Genomic DNA, 22,150 nt, shown 5'->3' with positions numbered 1-22,150 from the left:
GCTGCCGGGCCCTCCCCCGTCCCGGCGTCAGTGGCGGCGGCCGAAGACCCGCCGGTCCGTGCCGAGATCCAGGAACACGGTCTCCCCGGTCGCGTCGTCCAGGCCGTCGTTGTCGGTGACGGCGTACACGTGGCCGTCACCGCCCACCGTCAGCCCTTCGAGCTTCTCCTGCGTCCAGCCGTTCGTGGCCCGCAGGTCGGGCAGCACGTCGTGCGCGAGCCGCTTCGGCAGGACCCGCAGGGCTCCCGAGGGCGCCGCCGACGTCGGCAGGTCGACGGTGTAGATCCGCTTGACCTCGGCGGCCGGGCCGTTGAGCTTGTCGCGCTCGATGACCGCGAGCCGGTCCTGGACCACGGTGATCTCGGAGAGCCCCAGCCAGTCGCCGGGCGTGCCGGTGGATTCCAGCCGGTATCCGTACCAGCTCCAGGTGCCGGCGGTCACGTCGTAGCGTCCCAGCCGTACGACGCCCGCCGGGTCGCCCGCGACCTCGCGCTGGAGGGCGGCCCAGAGGATCTCGTGGCCGCGCCGGTCCGTCGTGGCGGTGACCCCCTCGAAGCCCTGCTTGCCCAGGCCCGCGGCGACGTTCGCCGGCAGCGGGACGACCTGCCGGGTCACGCCCCGCGCGTCGAGCCGGACGAGCTTGTTCTCCGCGCCCGTCCCGCCCTCGACGGCGAGCCAGAAACCGCCCTGCGGCCGGGCGTGGATGCCCTCGGCGTCATAGCCGACGGGCCGGCCCGCGGCGTCCTTGACGGTCAGCTGCCGGGTGACGACCGCGGGGCGGTGGGCCGTGTCGACGGTGAGGACGCGGGTGGTGGAGTACGCGGCGTCGGTGACCGTGTAGAGCTGGTGCGGCTTTCCGGGCGCCGCGGACAGCGCGCCGAGCGCTCCCCAGCCGATGGGGGCACCGTCGGAGTCGTCGGCCGAGACGATGCCGGGGAACGAGGGGGTGCGGTCGCTGCCCCGGCCCAGGCGGAACAGGCTCACGGACGCGCGTACGCCCGCCTCGGCGTCGTCCTCCTCGCTGGAGACCGCGAGCAGTCCGCGCGCCGGGATGGGCAGCAGGCCCTCGGGGCCGTTGGTGGCGGGCAGTATCTGGCGGAAGACCGGCCGGGTGGGACGGCTGACGTCGTAGACCGCCACGAAGTTGTCGCGCTCCGAGCCGACGAAGGCGTAGGGCACGCCGTCGTACTCGGCGATCGCGATGCCCTCCGGCTCGGAGCCCTTCTTCCCGGCCCGGTCCTCGTTGTGCAGGCCGTGTCGGACGGCGAGCCGTTCGAAGCTGTTGCCCGCGTCCCAGGCGGGCCTGCCGGTGCGGCTGTCGAACACGGACCAGCCGCGGGTGCCGCCGCGCCAGTCGCCCTCGTTGGCGGTGGCGAGGTAGCGGTCGTCGATCCAGCCGACGGCGTCGGGTTCGCGCGGGACGTCCTCGATGGCGCCGCTCTGGTCGATCGTGCCGTCGTCGACGGTGTCGATGCCGCGCACCGAGGCCGTGCCGGCGCTGAACGCCTTGGTGATCCGGCCGGTCGGCAGGTCGACGAGGACGACGCCGTTGTTCTCCTGGAGCGTCACGGCGAGTTGGTTGCGGCCGTTGACGGAGACGTACTCCGGCTCCGGGTCCGTCGGTTCGGTGATGCCGGCCTCGGCCAGCACCGGCAGCGCCCGGCCGTCGGCCCGGGTCAGCGGGACCGCCCGGGTCCGCCAGTGCGCGGGCGTGGCGCCCCGGCCCAGGTCGAGGATCTGCACGAAGCCGGCCGGTGCCTGCGGCAGGTCGCCCTTGTCGCGGCCGGGCGGGGTCGCGTCCTCGTCCCGTTCGTTCTCGATCGCGACGGCGGCGTACCGCTTGTCCTTGCTGAGGGCGATGGAGTCGGGCTGCCCGCCGAGGTCGAAGCTCGCCACCCGCTCGCGCTCGCGCAGCGAGACGACGTCGAGCCGTCCGGAGGGCCGGGCGTGGCTCGCGCTGGTGTTGACGACCACCAGGACGTACTCGCCGACGACGGTCACCGAGGTCGGCTCGTCCTCGGCGTCGCCGAGCCGGGCCAGTGACAGGGTGCCGAGGCCGCGCGGCCGGCCGGGGTCGGTGATGTCCAGGAAGCCGATCCGCCGGGCCACCGCGTCGGTGTGGACGAGGGTGCGGCCGTCCTCGCTGACCGAGGAGATCTCCGCGACGGTGCCGGCCGCCGGGTCGTCACCGGCCGGACGGTTCTGGAAGACCGGGTAGGTGGCGGTGCGCTCGAACAGGCCCGGCCGCCGGTGCTGTTGCTGCTGCCCGGGGTGCGTCCGCTCCGCCTGCACGGCTCCCGTGGTCGCCAGGGTGCCGGCGGCCACGACCAGTGCGGTCAGCGCGGCGCGGGTTCTCTTGCTCTTGGGGGACATCTTTCCTCCGGTCCGGTCCACTCCGTCGCCGCACGCTCTCAGCCGAGGACGAGTGCTCCGCGGACGGCGGGTGAACGGCGGGCGAAGTCCAGGAGGACGCGGTCCGGGGTGCCCTCTCGGCCGGTTCGCTCGGGACGCCGCTCGTGGCGGTGCTCGGTGGAAGGATGGGCGCGTGCGCCGAATACTGCTGCTCGCCCCGCTGTTGCTGTTCACCGCCGGCTGCGGACCGGCCCGGTCCTCCGAGAGCGAGGCGACCGATGTCGCACGGGACGCCGCGAGGAAGGCGGCCGAGCAGTTGGACGGTCGCCGCCCCCGTACGGCGGAGGAGGTCGGGTGGGCCGCCTCGCAGATCGAGGGCGTGGAGGTGATGCGGGTGACGGGGACCTCCACACAGGCCGGTGACGGCATCGACCTGGTCGTCCGCACGTCCGGCTCCGCGTACAACAGGTGGGTCGACCTGGAGGAGATCACCGTCCGGCGCTGTTTCACGGTACGTGTGTCCCCCGAGACACGGTGGCGCGAGGACCCGCATGCCGTGGACTGCCCGGAGGACCCCGCCCTGGCCTTCGCCCCGCCACCGGAGCCGCCCCGGCTGCCGGGCGAGGAGCTGCGGGCGGCGCTCCCCCGGGTCCCGCGGGACGGCAGGGTGGACGAGGCCGGGGTACGCCGGGCGCTTGCCGCACTCGACCTCGATCCGGGGATCCGTACCGAGGTGAAGTCGGACCGCGGCCGGGTCGGTGTCGTCCTCATGGTGGAGGCCGCGGAGGGCAACCATGTCGACCCCCGGGACTGTCTGCTCGCCCGCGTCGTCCCCGGCGCCACCGAGGTGTGGGTGCCGCCCCGTATCCAGCGGATGCCCGGAGAGGGCGGCTGCACCGTCGCCAGCGCCATGGACCCGGCACCGCCATCGCACTGAGCGGCAACCGTGGCACGGTCGTCCGGGTCCGGTGGCGTGCGGCATGACACCGGATCCGGACGCATGACACCGCACCGCACGCCACGCACAATGAGTCCCGCCAGCGGCAGAGCGGCCGTCGGCGGAAGGGAGAAGCGTGGGCGTGTTTCCGTCGAAGGACGTCGCCTCCCGGATGCGGGACGCCGCGCGTGCCCTGCTCGCCGTCCTGGAGCCGGAGCAGGTGCGTCTGTTGCGCGCGGTGCCCGGACCGCTGGACGCGCCCGAGCTGCGCGAGTGGACCTATCTGCCGGGGCCGCGTCCCGGCCTCTGCACCGAGGGGCTCGACGACCGGCAGCGCGAGGTGGTCGACGTGCTCCTCGCCACGGCGCACAGCACGGCGGGGGCGGAGCTGGTGCGCGGTGCGATCGAGGTGGAGCGGCACCGGCGCGGCCTGCTGGGGTCCCGGGGCGCGGACCGATACTGGGTGCGACTGCTCGGCGACCCCGACGGTGACGAACCCTGGGGCTGGCGGATGAACGGCCACCATCTCGCCGTACACGTCCTGGTCACGTCGGCCGGGATCCGGGTGACCCCGCACTTCGTCGGCTCGGAACCGGCTCGCGTCGGAAGCGGCCCGCGGGCGGGCCACCGTCTCCTCGGCCCGGAGGAGGACCTGGCCAGGCGGCTGATCACGAGCCTGCACGGCACCGCGCGGGCGTCGGCGGTCTTCGCCGCCACGCCGCCGGACGACATCCTGACCCGGGCCGATCCGTTCGCCGATCCGGGTCTCCTCCCGGAGGGTCTGACGTACGACCGCATGGCACCGGGGGACCGGCAACTGCTGGAGCGTCTGGTGCGCCGCTATCTCGACCGCGCGCCCGCGGCGTACGCGCGGGAGTGCTGGTCCGAGACCGTGGCCCGCGGGTTGAGCAGCCTCTCCTTCGCCTGGGCCGGCGGCCTCGCACCCGGTGAGCGGCACTACTACTGCGTGCGCGCTCCGGATTTCCTGATCGAGTACGACAACACCCAGGACGACGGCAACCACGCCCACTCGGTCTGGCGGCACATCCGCCACGACTGGGGAACGGACCTGCTCCGCGGCCACTACACGGACCAGCACGCCTAGGGCCTGTCCGGCGGATCAGGTCGCAGGATACCCACGGCGCCTCATTGTCGCTGGTGAGCGGGGTCTGGTGCGTGCAGCTGCAAGGCGGAGGAGGGAGTCGACCCGGAGCGGTGGGGGCCCCTCCCGCTCGAGCGAAGCCGAGAGTGGGGGAGAGTGACGACAACGCCGCAGATGTGCGTGCCAGACCCCGCGTCTGCGGCATGATCCGCCGGACAGGCCCTATCGCCACGCCGCTACCGCTGCTTCATGCGTGGGGCCTCCACGCGCTCCAGCAGGCGGACCGTCACGGTGTCCCCCTGCTCCTTGCCGATCGCCTTGCGGACCTCCGCCTTCACGGCCAGCTTGTGCGTGCCGTCGCCCAGGGCCATGAAGGAACCCCGGAACGGATGACCGTCGATCGTGCCCCGGACCTTCACCAGGCCGCGGGTACCGAAGTACTCGACCGACTCGGGCCACACGACGTAGGTCCAGCCGCCCGCGTTCGGGCTCTTCAGCAAGGTCGCGGTGAACTGCTCGTCCATCTCGGATACCGCCTGTTCGCCAGTTCTTCCTCTGTCACCAGGTAGGACGGGAGCAGGCGGGAAAACTCATCGCTCCGGCGGCGCCCTTCCCGTCGCCGCCTCCGTTCCTTTTTATGCGTCAGCATTGACAAAGTTTCACTTCACCTCATCAATATGTAGCCACGGTGCCCCACTGGCAAGAGGTGCGGCGCAGATACCTTCGGAGGGGAACCATGGGTGCCCACACCGCAGTTGCGCGACCGCCGGGACCCGCCCGCCCGGATCCCGGCGGGGCACCCGGTTCCGGCGGGCCGCGCAAGCGCCGCGACGACCGGAGGGTCGCCTGGCTGTTCCTGGCACCGGCGCTGGTGGGCTTCGCGCTCTTCTACGCCTATCCGACGGTGCGCGGCGTCTACTACTCGCTCACCGACTACAACCTCCTCGCCGCCCCGAACTTCACCGGCGCCGAGAACTACCGCGACCTGGTGAGCGACGAGCAGTTCTGGAACGCGCTCAAGGTCACCGGCTACTACGTCGTGGTCAACATAGGCGCGCAGACCTTGCTGGGGCTGCTGCTGGCCACGCTGATGCACCGGCTGACCCGCTCGGTGGCCCTGCGCGCGATGCTGCTGCTGCCCTGGCTCGTCCCGAACGTGACCGTCGGCCTCCTGTGGCTGTGGCTGCTGGACACCAACCTCGGCTTCGTCAACCACGTCCTCAACGCCCTCGGCATGGGCACCACCGGCTTCTTCTCCTCGCCCGACTGGGCGATGCCGTCCATCGCCGCCGTCAACACCTGGGCGTACACCGGCTACACGGCGCTGCTGCTCTACGCCGGGATGCTGCAGATCCCCCAGCACCTGTACGAGAGCGCGTCCCTGGACGGGGCGGGCGAGTTCCGGATGTTCACCAGGATCACGCTGCCGCTGCTGCGGCCGGTGCTCGCTCTGGTGCTGGTGGTGTCGATGATCGGCTCGTTCCAGATCTTCGACACGATCGCGGTGACGACCCGCGGCGGGCCGGTGGGCGCGACCCGGGTCATCTACTACTACATCTACGAGCAGGCCTTCACCTACTTCCACATGGGCTACGCCTCCGCCGTGGCCGTGATGCTCGCCCTGATCCTCGGCGTGCTGACGGCGGTGCAGATGCGCCTGTTGCGCGCTTCCCGTTCGGACCTGGCCTGAGGAGGCGCACGTGACACGGACACAGACACAGATCCGGTCCTTGACCGGGGCGCGGGACGTCCGACGTACCCGGGCCCGCAGGGCCGTGACGCCGGGACGCGTCGCCGCCTGGGTGGTCCTCGTGGTCGCGCTGGTGGCGACCGTCTTCCCGTTCTACTGGATGGTCCGCACCGCCCTGACACCGGCGGCCGACCTCTACTCCGACTCCACCGGGCTCGTTCCCCAGCACCCGACGACCATCAACTTCCTGCGGGTTCTCGGCCTGACCAGCCAGGAGGAGGCCATGGCCGCGGGCGGATCCGGCGCGCAGGTGGACTTCCTGCGCTACCTGCTCAACTCCGTGGTCTACAGCGGTCTGATCGCCGTACTGCAGACCCTGTGCTGCGCCATGGCCGGCTACGCCTTCGCGAGGCTGCGCTTCCCCGGCCGCGACGCGGTGTTCGGCGTGCTGATCGCCGCGCTCATGGTGCCGCCGATCTTCACCGTCATGCCGAACTTCGTCCTGGTGAAGAACCTCGACTGGCTCAACACCTTCGCCGGCATGGTCGCGCCGAGTGTGCTGATGACACCGTTCGCCATCTTCTTCCTGCGCCAGTTCTTCCTGTCGATCCCCCGCGAGGTGGAGGAGGCCGCGGTCCTCGACGGGGTGGGCGCCTGGGGCCTGTTCTGGCGGGTGGTGCTGCCCATGAGCCGTGGCCCGCTGCTCACCGTCGGGCTCACCACCACCGTGTGGGCCTGGAAGGACTACCTGTGGCCGCTGCTGACCGGCCGGGACGAGGAGACCCGGGTCCTCACCGTCGCGCTGGGCATCTTCCAGCAGCAGTCGCCCAACACGTCGCCCGACTGGACGGGGCTGATGGCCGGCTCGACGCTGTCCGTGCTTCCCGTCCTCGTCCTGCTGATCCTGCTCGGCCGGCGTCTGGTCGAGTCACTCAACTTCACCGGCGTCAAGTGAGCCCCGCACGCGGTACGAGCCAGAGAGGCCCCTCCTCATGACATCCCTGCGCCAGCGCGTCGGCGCGGCCCTGCTGTGCCTGGCCGCCTCGACCACCCTCGTCTCCTGCGGCGGCGACGACGCGGCCGACGGCTCCGTCACCCTCGACTACTGGTTGTGGGACGACCGGCAGTTGCCCGCCTACCAGGACTGCGCGGCGGCCTTCCACCGCGCCAACCCCGGCATCACCGTCGAGTTCACCCAGACGGCCTGGACCCAGTACTGGCAGAACCTCACCACCGAACTGGTCTCCGGCGACGCCCCGGACGTGTGGACGAACCAGTCCACCTACTCCGCGACCTACGTCTCCGGCGGCCAGGTCCTGGACCTGGCGCCCTATGTGGAGCGGGACCATGTGGACCTCTCCGGCTACCAGGCCGGACTCACCGAACCGTGGGTCAAGGACGGCAAGCGCTACGGCCTGCCGAAGGACTGGGACACGGTGGCGCTGGTCTACAACACGGCGATGCTCGGTGAACAGGGCATGGACGCCGACCGGTTGGCGAAGCTGACCTGGAACCCCTCCGACGGCGGCACCCTGGAGGAGGTCATCGCCAGGGCCACGCTGGACGACGAGGGCCGCAACGGCCTGGATCCCGGCTTCGACAAGGACCACGTCGAGGTCTACGGCTTCCTGCCGGAGTGGGCCGACGGTTCCCAGGGACAGAACGGCTGGGGCGAGTTCGCCGCCGCCAACGGCTTCCACTACCTGCACAAGAACCCGTGGGGCACGCACTACCGCTACGACGACCCGAAGCTGGTCGAGACCATCTCCTGGTTCAAGCACCTGATCGACAAGGGGTACTCGCCCCGCCTGGACCAGCAGTCGAAGATGGCCAACTCCGAGCTGCTCGCCGCCGGCAAGGGGGCCATGACGGTCGCGGGTTCCTACGCCATCTCCAGCTACACCGGCCCGAAGCTGCAGCGGCAGTTCGCCTTCGCACCGATGCCGGTCGGACCCGCCGGTCGCAAGAGCGCCGTCAACGGTCTCTCGGACGCCGTCTGGGCGGGCAGCAAGCACAAGGAGGAGGCGTGGAAGTGGGTGAAGTTCCTGGCCTCGGCCGACTGCCAGAACCTGGTCGCGAAGCGGGCCGTGGTCTTCCCCGCGCTCAAGTCCGCCACCGAGAAGGCGCTCGCCGCACACCGGACGAAGGGCGAGGACGTCCACGTCTTCACCGACGCCGTCGCGGCGAAGGACGGCACGTTCCTGCTGCCCATCACCGAGCACGGCACCGAGATCGATCCCATCGTCCAGGACGCCATCCAGTCGGCGATCCTCGGCCAGGCGTCACCGGAAGACGCCCTGAAGGCGGCGAACGACAAGGTCAACGCCCTCTTCCGATAGCCGTCCGGACCGCCCCGCCCCGGGCGTTCACCCTGTCGCACCGTCACTCGTCGCAACGCAAGGAGACACATGGCCCAGCTCGTTGACCTCGGCGACCACCGCTTCGCCGTCGAGGTCGAAGGCGAAGCCCCACCGGAGCCCGTCGACGGCGGTCTGCTGCTGCCACCCGGCAGGGTGGCCCTGCTGCACGGTCTCGGCGACGCGCTCTTCTACCGTCACGGCCACAACTCCTGGAGCCCGTGCGGCTGGCGCCAGCTCTCCGCCGAACCCCTGCGCATCGAGAACCCCGAGCGCCGGCTGACGGCGGACGACCCCGTGTGGGACGACCCGGCGCGCCACCACTCCTCCGCCGTCGCCGCCCTGCAGGGCGCGGACGGCCGGGTTCTGCTGCTCGGCGCCCTGGGACTCGACGTACCCCGGCTGTCGGCGGACCGGGACACGCTCTGCGGGTGGTACGAACGCGCGGGAGCCCCCTGGTTCCTCGCCCACGGCGACGAGGAGCAGGTCTTCGCGGACTACGCCCGGCACCTCGGCGCACGCATGGGACGCGGCAACGGGCGGGCCGGCAACGTGTGGTGCAGTTGGTACGCGTACTACGAGGACATCACCGAGGCGCGGCTCGCCGAGGACATCGCCGCCCTGCGCGGTCTGCCCTTCGACGTCGTCCAGGTCGACGACGGCTGGGAGCGGGCGGTGGGCGACTGGGAGGCCAACGCCAAGTTCCCCGCCGGGATGCGGGCACTGGCCGGGCGGATCTCCGAGGCGGGACTGCGGCCCGGACTGTGGCTCGCGCCGTTCATCGTCCACCCGGACTCGCGCACCGCACGGGAGCGGCCGGAGCTGCTGCTGCGCGGCGACGACGGCGCTCCGGTGGTCGCCGGGCACAACTGGGGCACCGGATACTGGGCGCTCGACCTCACCCTGCCCGCAGCACAGGAGCACCTGCGGGAGATGGTCCACCGGGTCGTCGGGGAGTGGGGGTTCACCTATCTCAAGCTCGACTTCCTGCAGGCCGGGGCGGTGCCCGGCGTTCGCTTCGCGGACGTCGGCCGTGAGGAGGCGTACCGGACCGGCCTGCGGATCATCCGTGAGGCGGCGGGGCCCGAGGCGTATCTGCTCGCCAGCGGGGCGCCGTTGCTGCCGTCGCTGGGCCTGGCCGACGGTGCGCGCAGCGGCCCGGACGTCGCCCCGATGTGGGAGCACTACGCCACCCGGGACCCGTCCGACGCGCTGGCCCGCAACGCCGTCGTCAACACGGTGCACCGGCTGTGGCAGAAGCCGCTCCTCGAGGTGGACCCGGACGTGGTGTACTTCCGCAGCCGCCTCAACCTGCTCAGCGAGCGGCAACAGCGGTGGCTGCGCGACCTCGCCGACGTCTGCGAATTCCGTGCGGTCTCGGATCCGCCGGGGTGGCTGCGCCCGGAGGAACTGCGGACGATGACGGCGTATCTTCAGGCGCGGCCGGAGGTGCGCAGACTCGGCCGCTACCGCTTCGCCCTCGACGGGCGGGAGGTCGATCTCACCCCGGCCGTCGCTCCGGAGGCGGAGCAGCGTTATCCGATCGCCTGACCTCCGGCACGAGCGCGTCCGCCGATCCGAGTTAGTAAACTCCTCAGCATTATCCAGCGGCGCGCACGGCAACCCTCGCAGGGAGTGACCAAGCATGGCGACGACCGGAACAGATCTGTCCCGGATGCGCGAGATGAACCAGCTGTCCATCGTGTGGGCGCTGCGCGGCAACCCCCCGTCGACGGTCACCGAACTCGCGGGCCGGGCCGGTCTGTCGCGTCCCGCCGTGGACGTACTGGTGCAGGCACTGGTCGCCGAGGGCTGGGCGGAGGTGCAGGAGCCGGGGGCCGGCAGCGTGGTGGGGCGCCCCGCCCGCCGGTACCGGTTCCGGGCCGACGCCGGCCATGTGCTCGGCATCGACGTCGGTGTGCACAAGGTGCTGGCGGTACTCAGCGACCTGGAGGGCAACCTCGTGCGGACGCTGCGCCGGCCGGTCGACCCCGAGGCGCCGCCCGCGGAACGGCTGGCGGAGGTCGACGGGGTGATCGACGACGTCCTCCGCGCCACCGGGATGACGCCGGACGACGTCTGGGCGGTGACGGTCGGGGTGACCGGCCCGGTCGACGCGGCGGGCCGGACCAGCCTGTCCACGCCGCTGCCCGGCTGGACCGAGGCGGATCCGGTCGCCCACCTCGCGGCCCGCTTCTCCTGCCCGGTCCGGGTGGAGAACGACTGCAAGCTCTCCGCCGTGGCCGAGCGGTGGAAGGGGGTGGCGCAGGACGCCGACGACATCGTCTTCCTGCTCGCCGGACTGCGCACCGGCGCCGGTCTCATCCTGGACGGCACCCTGCGCCGCGGCCACGGCGGCGCCGCGGGCGAGATCGGCGCCCTGAAAGCGGTGCGCTGGCTCACCGCCCCGGACCACCTGCAGACCTGCCCCGGGATCCCGGACACGGCCGCACCCGGCGAGGCCGCCGCCTGGGTCTTCCAGGCGGCCCGGGACGGCGACCGGGAGGCGAAGGGTGCGGTGCGCCGCTACACCCGCGACCTCGCGGTCGGGGTCGCCGCGCTGGTGCTGACCCTGGACCCCCAGGTCGTCGTCTACGGCGGCGGCTTCTCGCGCTCCGCCGACGTGGTCCTCGAACCGCTGCGCCGCGAACTGACCAAGCACTGCCTGCGCCTGCCGGAACTGCGCGCCTCCACGCTCGGCGACGAGAGCGTGGCCCTGGGCGCGGTGCGCCTCGCGCTGGACGAGGTCGACGACCGGCTGCTGGGCGACCGGCTCTCCGCGCCGAGCGCACCACGCCGGTAGGCACCCGGCACGCCCCGCACCCACAAACCCACCTCTCCCCCGTCGGGAACGAAGGGACAGCACGTGAGCCACCGTGACCAGACATCGATGTCGGAACTGCGCGTCGGCGTGATCGGCGTCGGCCAGCGAGCGCCCGTGGCCGCGCTGGCGAACCGCCCCGGCGTCGCCCGGGTCGTCTCCTGCGCCGATCCGGATCCGCGGGGGCGGGACGACGCCAGGGCCCTGTTCGGTCCGGACGTGGTGCTGCACGAGCACTACGAGAAGATGGCCGACGACGACCTGGACGCCGTGTTCGTGCTCACCCCGGATCATGTGCACACGCGGCCCGCGCTGTTCTTCCTGGCCGCCGGGATCCCGGTGTTCGTGGAGAAGCCGCTGGCCATCACCGTGGAGGACTGCGACGCGCTGCTCCAGGCCGCGTACGACTCGCGCAGCCGCTTGTACGTGGGTCACAACCTGCGCCATCTCCCGGTGCTGCGGCGGATGCGCGAGCTGATCGACGACGGGGCGATAGGGCGGGTGCGCGCCGTGTGGTGCCGTCACTTCGTGAGCCACGGCGGGGACTACTACTTCAAGGACTGGCACGCCGAACGCGCCAACACCACCGGTCTGCTCCTGCAGAAGGGCGCCCACGACCTCGACGTGATCCACTGGCTGGCCGGCGGCTACTCCAGGAACGTCGTCGCACAGGGCGCCCTGTCGGTGTACGGCGACAACCCGCGGCGCGGGGCCGACGACCCGGCACCGGCGGGCGGGCGCATGCCCGACTGGTTCGACCCGGAGATCTGGCCGCCGGCCGCACTGCGGGAACTGAATCCCGTCGTCGACGTCGAGGACATCAGCATGATGCTGACGCGCCTGGACAACGGGGTGCTCGCCAGCTACCAGCAGTGCCACTTCACGCCGGACTACTGGCGCAACTACACCGTCATCGGGGACGAGGGCCGGCTGGAGAACTTCGGGGACGGCATGGAGGGCGACCCCGCGACGATCCAGGTGTGGAACCGGCACCGCTCCGGCTACCGGCGCGACGCCGACCTCACCGTCCCCGTCCCCACACCGTCCCAGGACGACCACGGCGGCGCGGACCGGGCGCTGGTCGACGAGTTCCTCCGCTTCGCCGCCTCCGGGGGCCCCACGGACACCTCTCCGGTGGCGGCGCGCGAAGCGGTCGCCGCCGCGGTCGCCGCGACGACCTCGCTGCGCTCGGGCGGCACTCCGGTCGACGTACGCGCACCGTCGGCGGCGATCGTCGACTACTTCCAGCGGCACCAGCCCGCGCGGCCCGCACACGGGGAGCCGCGTACCTGACCCGCCACCGGTCCGCCACCAGCACCTCCTGACCCGGTCCTGACAGTCGGACCGTCCGACATCTGTCGCGCACCGGCGCACCGGTGTACGGTCTCGGCCCGAAGGCTTTGGGAGCGCTCCCAAAACGCGCTCCATATTGTCATGCTCGCGCCATTCAGGGAGGAAACCCGTGAAACGCCTTTTGGCCCTGCTCGCGACCGGCGCATCGATCATCGGCCTCGCCGTGCTGGCCGGACCCCCGGCGCAGGCCGCGACCGGCTGCGCGGCCGAGTACACCGTCACCAGCCAGTGGGAGGGCGGCTTCCAGGCAGGGGTGAAGATCACGAATCTGGGTGACCCGGTCAGCGGGTGGACGCTCGAGTTCACGATGCCGGACGCCGGACAGAAGGTCGTCCAGGGGTGGAACGCGACCTGGTCGCAGTCCGGCTCCACGGTCACCGCCGGCGGCGTCGACTGGAACCGCACGCTGTCCACCGGCGGGTCGGCCGACCTGGGATTCGTGGGATCCTTCACCGGCTCCAACCCGGCACCCACGTCCTTCGCACTCAACGGCGTGGCCTGCACCGGTTCCGTCACCGATCCGCCGACGGATCCCCCGACCGACCCGCCCGCTGACGGCACCCCGGTCGCCGTCAACGGACAACTGCACGTCTGCGGTGTGCATCTGTGCAACCGGTACGACCGCCCCGTACAGCTGCGCGGCATGAGTACGCACGGCATCCAGTGGTTCGGCCCCTGCTACAACGACGCGTCCCTGGACGCACTGGCGCAGGACTGGAAGTCGGACCTGCTGCGCGTCGCCATGTACGTGCAGGAGGACGGCTACGAGACCGACCCGGCGGGCTTCACCGGCCGGGTGAACACCCTGGTCGACATGGCGGAGGCACGCGGCATGTACGCGGTGATCGACTTCCACACGCTGACGCCGGGCGACCCGAACTACAACCTCGACCGCGCCAAGACGTTCTTCTCCTCCGTGGCCGCCCGCAACGCGGACAAGGAGAACGTGATCTACGAGATCGCCAACGAGCCCAACGGTGTGAGCTGGACGGCCGTCAAGAGCTACGCCGAGCAGGTCATCCCGGTGATCCGGGCGGCCGACCCGGACGCCGTCGTGATCGTCGGCACCCGCGGCTGGTCCTCGCTGGGCGTCTCGGACGGCGCGAATGAGAGCGAGGTCGTGAACAACCCCGTGAACGCGACCAACATCATGTACGCCTTCCACTTCTACGCCGCGAGCCACAAGGACGCCTACCGTGCGGCGGTGAGCCGGGCGGCCACGCAACTGCCGCTGTTCGTCTCCGAGTTCGGCACGGTGAGCGCCACCGGCGGCGGTGCGGTGGACCGGGCGAGCAGCGTCGCCTGGCTGGATCTGCTCGACCGGTTGAAGATCAGCTACGCGAACTGGACGTACTCGGACGCCGACGAGGGCAGCGCGGCCTTCAAGCCGGGCACCTGCGAGGGCACCGACTACGGCAGCAGCGGCGTACTGACCGAGTCCGGGGCCCTGCTGAAGAGCCGGATCAGCACCGCCGACGACTTCCCGACGAGTTGACCCCCGGCGGGGCTCCGGAGCCGTCCGGGGCCCCGCGCGAATTGACTGATTGGCAGCGGCGTCCGGTGGGCAGGGAGGCAGGTGATGTCATGAGCACGACTCCTCTCCCCCACAAGGAGGTCGAGCATGCACGTCCGCACACTGACCGGACACCTCGCCGTGGCCGCGCTGTTGTCGCTGCCGCTGCTGAGCGGCGAGGCCGTGGCCGCCGGCTCGCCGCCCGACGCGGCGAACTCCCCGGCCGCGGCCCGGGTCCTCACCTATGACGCGAGCGGCTCCGCGGAGTTCAGGTCCGCGGTCGACCGGGGCGCGGCGATCTGGAACGAGAGCGTCGAGGGCGCGGAGCTGCGTCCGGCCACGGCCGGACAGCGGGCCAACATACGCGTCCTGGCCGACGACGGCTGGCCGCGCGCACTCACCACTTCCCTGGGCAACGGCACCGTCTGGATCGGCCGTCAGGCGGTGGACGAGGGGTACGACACGGTACGCATCTCGTCCCACGAACTCGGTCACATCCTGGGCCTGCCGGACCGCAAACCCGGGCCCTGCTCCAGCCTGATGTCGGGCTCCAGCGCGGGCACCGCGTGCACGAACCCGTACCCGGACGCGGCCGAGAAGGCGGAGGTCGAGGGCAACTTCGGCGAGGCGGCCGGTGCGCCGCCGGCGGTCGCGGTACCGGCACCCGTGCTCGTCGAGGACTGACCGGGCAGGGCCGCCGGAGTGCGCCGTGCGGGGAAGCCGTGAAGAGTTCGAGCACACTTCCCGGGCTTCGGCCTCGACAGCGGAAGACTCGAGGCACTCGCTCGGCGCCACCGAACAGGCGGGGCGCCGACCCTGCGTTGGGAGACCGATCAACCATGTTCACTCTGGCACGGAGAAGAGTGCGGACGGCGGCGCTCGCGCTCTCGGCCGTCGCGGCCCTCGTCCTCGGCGCGACCACCGCGACCGGCGCTCCAGCGGCCCCCGCCCCGGCGAAGCAGGGGCCGACCTCGGTGGCCTACATCGAGGTGAACAACAACAGCATGCTCAACGTCGGCAAGTACACGCTGGCGGACGGGGGCGGCAACGCCTTCGACGTCGCCGTGATCTTCGCTGCGAACATCAACTACGACACCGCCTCGAAGACGGCGTACCTGCACTTCAACGAGAACGTGCAGCGCGTCCTCGACAACGCCGCCACGCAGATACGGCCATTGCAGCAGAAGGGCATCAAGGTCCTCCTGTCGGTGCTGGGCAACCACCAGGGCGCCGGGTTCGCCAACTTCCCGTCCCAGCAGGCCGCTTCGGCGTTCGCCAAGCAACTCTCGGACACCGTGGCCGAGTACGGCCTGGACGGCGTCGACTTCGACGACGAGTACGCCGAGTACGGCAACAACGGCACCGCCCAGCCCAACGACAGCTCCTTCGTGCACCTGGTGACGGCCCTGCGTGCGAACATGCCGGACAAGGTCATCAGCCTCTACAACATCGGCCCGGCCGCCTCCCGGCTGTCGTACGGCGGCGTCGACATCTCCGGCAAGTTCGACTACGCCTGGAACCCGTACTACGGCACCTGGCAGGTCCCCGGCATCGCACTGCCCAAGGCGCAGCTGTCACCGGCGGCCGTCGAGATCGGCCGGACCTCGCAGAACACGGCCGCCGACCTCGCCCGGCGCACCGTCGACGAGGGGTACGGGGTCTATCTGACGTACAACCTCGACGGCAGCGACCGCAGCGCCGACGTCTCCGCGTTCACCCGGGAGCTGTACGGCAGCGAGGCCGTCTACACACCGTAAGGCGCCCGCCGCTTCGACAACGATGTCAGAAGCCTGAGTGCCGGCATCGGGAGAAATCGTCACTCCCAATCCCGGTGCCGGCACTCAGGCGTGCCGGGCAAGCTCGGCCGCGGTGAGGTCCGCCAGTCGCTGCGCGGTGTCGAAGTGGGGGGTCACGCGGTTCTTGGTCAGGGCGAAGGAGGTGCCGGTGGCGGTGTCGGCGTAGACGTAGCTGCCGCCGCCACCGACCCAGCCGAAGGTGGTGGGGGCCTGGTCCGGGCGAGCGCCGATACGGCCGAGCGGATAGCCCAGGGCCAGCCGCGCGGGGTTGCCGAAGACCTGGTCGACGCCTTCGAAGGCGACCGCCGTCAGCTCTTCGAGCCGGCGGGAGTCGATGAGCCGGCCGTCGAGGACCGCCGCGTTCACGGCGGCGATCCCCCGCGCGGTGAAGGTGCCGACCGACGGGATGTCCGACCACAGGATCTCCTGGCTGTTGCCCAGCGCCGCGGACGGGCGCGCTTCCCAGGGCGCCAGGACGGCGGCGTCGTCGGGCGGGGCGGCGCGGTGCGGTGCGGCGTCCTCGAGGCGGGCCAGCCGGGCCAGGTCGCCCCGGGGCACGCCGAAGTACAGGTGGCCGTCGAGGCCCAGTGGCTCGATGACCCACTCGCGCAGGAGTTGCCGCATCGGTTTGCCCGTGGCCCGGCGTGCGACCTCTCCGACGAGGAAGCCGTAGGTGAACGCGTGGTACCCCGTCCTGGTCCCTGGCCGCCACCGCGGTTCGGCGTCGGCGAGCGCGGCGCAGACCCGCGACCAGTCGGTCAGGTCGGCGGGGCCGATGTCCCGGGGCATGGCCGGTACGCCGACCGAGTGCGTGAGCACGTGTCGGAGCGTGGCACTCGCCTTGCCACGGGCGCCGAACTCCGGCCACAGCTCGGCCACTCGGGTGTCGTACCCGACGCCGCCGGTCGCGACGAGCAGGTGGGCGACAAGTGACGTCATGACCTTGCCGGCGGAGAAGCTGAAGAACGGGGTCCCCGGGGTCACCCCGCGTCCGGTCCGGCTGTCCGCGACCCCGGCCACGGCGTCGACGACGAGTGCACCGCGGTGGTGGACGGCGACCTGCACACCGGTTTCGGCCCCGGTCGCGACGAGTTCGTCCAGGACACCCTGGATCTTCTGCTGCAGTGACGGCACCACCCTCACCGCCCCGGCCCCGTGTTGCACGCCCGACCGGACGTCAGGACGGCTCTCGGTTCGCTGTCCGGCATGTGTCTCCTCACCACAGTGTGCTCGGCGACCGGCACGTGCGCAGCGGCGCCGGCGAGCCGACCCATCATGCCCCCGGCCGGTGTCGCGCGCCGCCCCGGAAGGCCCGAACCCGCCACGGGACTCCGTCGGCGCGCCCGCCCGCCCGCGAGCCGCTGCCGCCCGACCCGGCCGCAGGCCGGAGCGGCGTTCCCTCACGGGCGCGGCGGGGCGGTTGCGGGGTCGGCGCTCGGTGCCGGGCCCCACGGGGCCTCGAGCGCGGCACGCAGTGCGGCGACGGCGTCCCGGCCGATCCGTTCAGCGAGCGTCTCCTCCAGCCGCCGCAGCACGCGGTCGGCCTGCTGATGCGCACGCCGTCCCTGCGGAGTCCGCCGGATCAGCCGTCGCCGGGCGGAGGCGGGGTCGGGTGCCTGTTCCAGCAGTCCGAGCTGCACCAGGCCGTGGACCGCCTGATGCGCGGTCTGCCGCGTGACACCCATCCGGCGGGCCAGCTCCGACACCGTCGTGCCGTCCTCGTCCAGCACGCTGAACAGACCCAGCTGCGTCAGGGAGACGTGGGACGCGCCGGACGCCTCCAGGGCGGCGAGCAGGGCCTCGTCGAACCAGCGCCGGGCGTCACCCAGCAGCTGCGGGAGGTTGCGGTCAGCGGGATGCATGCGTTCCTCACGGGGCGGTGGGCGGCGGGGCCGTCCGTCGGCCCACTTGGCGGTCGGCAACCCGTTGTGTCAGGCTACCTGACATTGCACTGGCGACGACACGGGAGAGCCATGACCATCGAGTACGCCACACGCTACCGGCGCGCCTCGCGCATACCCGCCGAACCGGGCAAGCCGTACTTCGTCGAGAAGGGCGAGGGGGACCGTGCCCATCTGTTCGGCGACCTGATCACGATCTACGCCGGCGGGGAGCAGACCGAGAACACCTTCAACTTCTTCACCGTCGAGGGCCCCAAGGGCGACATCATCCCGGCCCATCTGCACACCGACACCCACGAGGTCTTCTACGTCACCCAGGGCGCGGTGCGCCTGTTCGTCGAGGACACCGAGGGCCATCAGCAGGAGAAGCTGCTCACCCCGGGCGACTTCGGCTTCGTACCCAAGAACTGCCGGCACGCCTACCGCATGGAACGCCACCACAGCCAGGTCGTCGGCGTCGCCGCGGGCCCGGGCGGGACCTTCGAGCGCTTCTTCGAGAGTCTCGGCACGCCCGCCGACGCCCTCGGACTGCCGCCCGAGCCCTACGTGCCCGAGCCGGAACGATTCGCCACCGTGCCCCAGCGGTACGACGTGCGGTTTCTCCCCGACCACCAGTGGCGCACCCCGTGACCGCGGCACAACGTCCCCTGCGGGAGCTCATCGCCGCGCCCCACCCGGACGTCGCACCCCTGCCTCCCGCGGCGCGCGGCGCGTCGGGCACCCGGGTGCTGCGGGGTGTCCCCTTCGCCGAACGCGCGGGAAGCCGGCCGCTGGAACTGGACCTGTGGCTGCCCGAGAACACCGACCGGGAGGCGCTTCCCCTGGTGCTCTTCGTGCACGGCGGGGCCTGGCTGCGCGGCCGGCGCGACGACATGGGCATGCGGACACGGGACTGGGACCCCGGACCGTTCGCGCGGATCGCCGCGGCCGGTGTCGCCGTGGCCTGCGCCGACTACCGGCTGAGCGGCGAAGCGCACTTCCCCGCGCCCGTCGACGACCTGCGTGCCGCGCTGCGCTGGCTCGGCCTGCGCGCCGCCGAACTGGACCTGGACATGGAGCGCACGGTGGTGTGGGGTGAGTCGGCGGGCGGCCACCTGGCCTCCCTCCTGGCCCTCACGCAGCACACCGGGCCGGCCCCCGTCGCCGCCGTGATCTGGTACGGGCCGGCCGATCTGACCACCGCACGCGGCCCGTACGATCCGCGGGCGTCCACCACGCCGGAGGCCCTGCTGCTGGGCGGAGCCCCGGCGGCCCGTCCGGACCTCGCACGGGAGGCCAGTCCCCTGGCGCACGCCCACCCGGGCGCGCCTGCCTTCCTCCTCGTCCACGGCGAGGAGGACAGCATGGTCGCGTGCTCGCACAGCCGGGATCTCGCGGCGCGGCTGGACGAACTCGGCGCACCGGTGCACCTGCGTACCGTGCCCGGCGCGGACCACGGCTGGCACGGCCTGCCTTCTGCCACGGTCGAGGACGTCTTCGAGCAGTCACTGCGGTTCACGAGGCGCCGCACCCGGCGGGGCGCCTCGGACCGGTGAGCGTCAGTCCAGTACGAAGGTGCCACCGGCGGTGGTCGCCAGGTCGGCGCCGAGGGCGGCCGCCGGTGTCCAGGCCCCCGGTGCGCCGGCGCCACGGGCCAGCAGTTCGGTGACCGTGACGGTGACCTCCGTCGTGAAGTCCATGCCCTCGCCGGCGCGCAGCCATCCCTCGCGCCGGGTGCCGTCGGCCCACTCCACGACGGCGTGTCCCCAGGAGTGCTCGCGCGGGCGGGGTGCGGCCTTGGCCGTGACGCGGCCGAGCCTGGCCACGGCACGGCGCCGCAGCGCCGGGACGGACAGCAGACGGCCCAGCAGCGGGAGCAGGGCACGCAGGAGCGGAGTGGTCGGCGCGAGGGAAGACGTGGCGGTGACGTACGGTGCTCCGCTGACCGCGTGCGCCGCGACCAGCTCTCCGGACGCGACACCTGCCGACTTGGCCGACGCCCCGTCCGGGAAGGCGAGTCGCCGGGGGTCGGCGCCCAGCCGTGCGGGCACCGGCCGTCCGTTCTCGTACCGCCGCCCGCCCGCGACGAGCGCGTCCACGATGCCGGTCGCGAGGGCGGTGCCCAGCGCACCCGCCTCGACGGCCACCGAGGCCACGGAGTCGACCCGTACCCGGTGCGGCGCGGGGCGCTCCTCGCACAGCTTCGCCACCACGGCCTCCGTCGCCAGCACCCCGAATCCGGCGCCGGTGACCAGGACGCTGCCCGCCCGTTCCGCCTCGTCGCGCAGGGCGAGCAGCCCTTCCACGGCGCCCACGTCGTTGGCCTGGTCGACGTAGTGGCCGCCGCCCGACATGCAGGCTCGGGCGATCAGCGGTGCGGTGGTGGCGTAGTCGCCCATCGTGTTCACCACCACCCGCGGGCGTCCGCGGACGACCTCCTCCGCGATGCGCTCCGCCGAGTCGGCGACGACGACCTTCGCGTCCGCGGGGAGACCGGCCTCCGCACCGGCGGCGGCCATCCGCTCCCGGCTGCGTCCGACCGGTACGACCGTCAGCCCCCGTGCGGCCAGTCGCGCGGCCACGCGCCGGCCCACACGGCCGGTCGCCCCGACGATCCACACCTCGTCGTTCGTCCTGTTCCCGTTCGTCGCCCCGCCCGTCGTCCCGCTGGTCGTTGCGCTTGCCCCGCCGGTGTCGGTCATGTCTGCGTCCCTGCCTGCTCCGGATGGCACCGGGGGCGGACCCCAGTGATGACACACTGTGCCATGAGTTCAGGCTAGCACCGACGACACAGCGAGACATCACCTGTTAGGGTCGGCCCATGGCCAGATGGGATCCGGGTGCCGAGCAGCGCCTGAAACGGGCGGCTCTGGAGCTCTACCTGGAGCACGGGTACGACAACGTGACGGTCACCGACATCGCCGAGCGGGCCGGACTCACCCGGCGCTCCTACTTCCGCTACTTCCCCGACAAGCGCGAGGTCCTGTTCGGCGGCTCGGAGCGCCTGCCCCCGGCACTGGCCGAGGCCGTCCTGGCCGCGGACCCGGACGCGGCTCCGCTCACCGCCGTTCTCGACGCGATGTCCCGCGTCGGCGCCCAGCTCCTGGAGCAGGTGCAGGACGTGGCTGAGCGCCGGGCGGTCATCGATGCCAGCCCCGAACTGCAGGAACGCGAACGGACGAAGGCGGCCGCGGTCACCCGGGCGCTCCGCGACGCCCTGGTCCAACGGCGGGTGGAGGCCGACACGGCCGAACTGGTCGCACAGCTCGCCGCAGTGGCCTTCGGCCACGCCTTCCGGCAGTGGACCGAGGCCGAGGGGCGGACGAGCTTCGGCAGCTGCCTGGACGCGGCGACCGGGCGGCTGCGGGCCGCCCTCGCTGAAACCTGAGCGGCGGCGCCGGGATCCGGATCCGCACAGCGCCCGCCCGGACCGCGAAACGACGAGGGGCCGGGTGCGCCGCGACGGCACACCCGGCCCCTGGCCGCCGGTCGACCCGGCGGGTCAGCGCAGTCCGGCGAACAGGTCCTGCTCCGGCAGGGGCGCGCCGGTGGTGTCCCGGACCCGTACGAACGTCTCCATGCCCATCAGCTCGCCGAACCTCTCCTTGCCCATCCTGAGGAAGAAGATGTTCTCGCCCTGACTGGCGTGCGCGGCCAGTGCGTCGAACTTCTGCCCGCTGAACGCGGTGGTGTCGACCCAGGTGGTGATCTCGTCGTCGGGGAGCCCGATCTCGGCCATCGCGGCGGCCTCGGCGGGGTCCGGCTCCGGCATGTCCGGCTCGAACTCGCGCATCACCTCGCCGAAGCGCGCCATCATCGAGCGGGGCGCCGTCGTCCAGTACACCTTCGGCGTCAGCGCCGTCATCTCCAGAGCCGCCATCGTGATGCGGTGGGCCTGGATGTGGTCGGGGTGTCCGTAGAAGCCGTTCTCGTCATAGGTGACGACCACATCGGGCCGGTAGTGCCGCATGAGTTCCGCGAGCCTCGCGGCACCCTCCTCCACCGGGGTCCGCCAGAAGGACCCGGGGGCGTCGTTGCTCGGCCAGCCGGCCATTCCGGAGTCGGCGTAGTCCAGCATCTCCAGATCACTGATCTTCAGGACCTCGCAGCTCTCCTCGAGTTCCTGACGGCGCATCAGGGCGACGGCCGCCGGATCGTGACCCGGGTCGCCCGGCTTGACACCCCCCGGCCCGTCACCGCAACCGCCGTCGGTACAGGTCACGAGTACCGTGCGGACGCCCTCGGCCGCGTACCGGGCCAGGACTCCACCCGTTCCGGTGGCCTCGTCGTCGGGATGGGCGTGCACGGCCATGAGCGTCAGGGGTCGGTTCGTCATGGGAAGAATCCTC

General features: G+C 72.0%; 20 protein-coding genes. 14 read left to right on the top strand and 6 right to left on the bottom strand.

The genetic code is table 11. From position 1 onward, the window contains the following. Nucleotides 1-27: 27 nt before the first annotated feature. Nucleotides 28-2,373 (bottom strand): esterase-like activity of phytase family protein, encoded by a 2,346-nt coding sequence (locus IE258_RS19715; protein ID WP_189745256.1) that lies wholly within the window; start codon nt 2,371-2,373, stop codon nt 28-30. A gap of 172 nt (nt 2,374-2,545) precedes the next feature. On the opposite strand from IE258_RS19715, the gene IE258_RS19710 reads away from it, so the two are divergent. Both IE258_RS19710 and IE258_RS19705 read left to right on the top strand, forming a co-directional pair. Beyond that, nucleotides 2,546-3,289, top strand: a complete 744-nt coding sequence (locus IE258_RS19710; protein WP_189745254.1) for a translation initiation factor IF-2 — start codon at nt 2,546-2,548, stop codon at nt 3,287-3,289. Nucleotides 3,290-3,431: 142 nt separating this feature from the next. Beyond that, nucleotides 3,432-4,394 (top strand): DUF3500 domain-containing protein, encoded by a 963-nt coding sequence (locus tag IE258_RS19705; RefSeq protein ID WP_229892254.1) that lies wholly within the window; start codon nt 3,432-3,434, stop codon nt 4,392-4,394. A 233-nt stretch (nt 4,395-4,627) separates the two neighbouring features. On the opposite strand, the gene IE258_RS19700 is transcribed toward IE258_RS19705, so the two are convergent. Further along, nucleotides 4,628-4,915, bottom strand: a complete 288-nt coding sequence (locus IE258_RS19700; protein ID WP_159326774.1) for a DUF1905 domain-containing protein — start codon at nt 4,913-4,915, stop codon at nt 4,628-4,630. A 212-nt stretch (nt 4,916-5,127) separates the two neighbouring features. Here IE258_RS19700 and IE258_RS19695 point away from each other — a divergent pair, with 212 nt between their 5' ends. The 9 genes from IE258_RS19695 to IE258_RS19655 all read left to right on the top strand — a co-directional run bounded on the left by IE258_RS19695 (nt 5,128) and on the right by IE258_RS19655 (nt 15,882). After that, on the top strand, nt 5,128-6,081 hold the full coding sequence (locus tag IE258_RS19695; protein WP_189745253.1) for a carbohydrate ABC transporter permease: 954 nt from the start codon (nt 5,128-5,130) through the stop codon (nt 6,079-6,081). Nucleotides 6,082-6,112: 31 nt separating this feature from the next. Then, on the top strand, nt 6,113-7,036 hold the full coding sequence (locus IE258_RS19690) for a carbohydrate ABC transporter permease (RefSeq protein ID WP_373309861.1): 924 nt from the start codon (nt 6,113-6,115) through the stop codon (nt 7,034-7,036). A 37-nt stretch (nt 7,037-7,073) separates the two neighbouring features. Continuing rightward, nucleotides 7,074-8,420 (top strand): ABC transporter substrate-binding protein, encoded by a 1,347-nt coding sequence (locus tag IE258_RS19685; RefSeq protein WP_189745251.1) that lies wholly within the window; start codon nt 7,074-7,076, stop codon nt 8,418-8,420. Between the two features lie 69 nt (nt 8,421-8,489). Beyond that, entirely contained in the window at nt 8,490-9,989 is a 1,500-nt protein-coding gene (locus tag IE258_RS19680) for a glycoside hydrolase family 36 protein (RefSeq protein ID WP_189745249.1), read from the top strand. A gap of 94 nt (nt 9,990-10,083) precedes the next feature. Then, nucleotides 10,084-11,241, top strand: a complete 1,158-nt coding sequence (locus IE258_RS19675; protein WP_189745247.1) for an ROK family transcriptional regulator — start codon at nt 10,084-10,086, stop codon at nt 11,239-11,241. A gap of 87 nt (nt 11,242-11,328) precedes the next feature. After that, nucleotides 11,329-12,552, top strand: a complete 1,224-nt coding sequence (locus IE258_RS19670) for a Gfo/Idh/MocA family protein (protein ID WP_189745760.1) — start codon at nt 11,329-11,331, stop codon at nt 12,550-12,552. Between the two features lie 169 nt (nt 12,553-12,721). Next, complete coding sequence (locus IE258_RS19665) at nt 12,722-14,107, top strand: cellulase family glycosylhydrolase (protein ID WP_189745245.1); 1,386 nt, start codon at nt 12,722-12,724, stop codon at nt 14,105-14,107. A 126-nt stretch (nt 14,108-14,233) separates the two neighbouring features. Further along, nucleotides 14,234-14,809, top strand: a complete 576-nt coding sequence (locus tag IE258_RS19660; protein ID WP_189745243.1) for a snapalysin family zinc-dependent metalloprotease — start codon at nt 14,234-14,236, stop codon at nt 14,807-14,809. Nucleotides 14,810-14,964: 155 nt separating this feature from the next. Continuing rightward, a complete protein-coding gene (locus IE258_RS19655) occupies nt 14,965-15,882 on the top strand; it encodes an endo-beta-N-acetylglucosaminidase H (protein ID WP_189745241.1) in 918 nt (305 codons plus the stop codon). An 84-nt stretch (nt 15,883-15,966) separates the two neighbouring features. On the opposite strand, the gene IE258_RS19650 is transcribed toward IE258_RS19655, so the two are convergent. Beyond that, nucleotides 15,967-17,064 (bottom strand): serine hydrolase domain-containing protein, encoded by a 1,098-nt coding sequence (locus tag IE258_RS19650; RefSeq protein WP_189745239.1) that lies wholly within the window; start codon nt 17,062-17,064, stop codon nt 15,967-15,969. Between the two features lie 257 nt (nt 17,065-17,321). Further along, a complete protein-coding gene (locus IE258_RS19645; RefSeq protein ID WP_189745237.1) occupies nt 17,322-17,783 on the bottom strand; it encodes a MarR family winged helix-turn-helix transcriptional regulator in 462 nt (153 codons plus the stop codon). Between the two features lie 111 nt (nt 17,784-17,894). Here IE258_RS19645 and IE258_RS19640 point away from each other — a divergent pair, with 111 nt between their 5' ends. Continuing rightward, nucleotides 17,895-18,452, top strand: coding sequence for a quercetin 2,3-dioxygenase (locus IE258_RS19640; protein WP_189745235.1), 558 nt, complete (start codon nt 17,895-17,897; stop codon nt 18,450-18,452). Then, nucleotides 18,449-19,357 carry an alpha/beta hydrolase gene (locus IE258_RS19635; RefSeq protein ID WP_189745233.1) on the top strand — a complete coding sequence of 303 codons (909 nt, stop codon included), beginning with the start codon at nt 18,449-18,451 and terminating at the stop codon, nt 19,355-19,357. Before IE258_RS19640 ends, IE258_RS19635 begins: the two co-directional genes overlap by 4 nt. A gap of 3 nt (nt 19,358-19,360) precedes the next feature. Here IE258_RS19635 and IE258_RS19630 read toward each other — a convergent pair whose 3' ends face one another. Continuing rightward, nucleotides 19,361-20,503, bottom strand: coding sequence for a saccharopine dehydrogenase NADP-binding domain-containing protein (locus IE258_RS19630; protein WP_189745231.1), 1,143 nt, complete (start codon nt 20,501-20,503; stop codon nt 19,361-19,363). A gap of 119 nt (nt 20,504-20,622) precedes the next feature. Between IE258_RS19630 and IE258_RS19625 the strand changes: the two genes are divergently transcribed. Further along, nucleotides 20,623-21,189, top strand: coding sequence for a TetR/AcrR family transcriptional regulator (locus IE258_RS19625; protein ID WP_189745229.1), 567 nt, complete (start codon nt 20,623-20,625; stop codon nt 21,187-21,189). 114 nt (nt 21,190-21,303) lie between these two features. Here the strand turns inward: IE258_RS19625 and IE258_RS19620 are convergent, their stop codons facing one another. After that, a complete protein-coding gene (locus IE258_RS19620) occupies nt 21,304-22,137 on the bottom strand; it encodes a PIG-L family deacetylase (protein WP_189745227.1) in 834 nt (277 codons plus the stop codon). Nucleotides 22,138-22,150 lie beyond the last annotated feature (13 nt).

This window comes from Streptomyces tendae, from assembly GCF_014650435.1.
GTDB classification, from domain to species: Bacteria; Actinomycetota; Actinomycetes; order Streptomycetales; family Streptomycetaceae; genus Streptomyces; species Streptomyces tendae.
The sequence above is the reverse complement of the archived record's forward strand: the minus strand, read 5'-3'. Positions and strand labels throughout refer to the sequence as shown.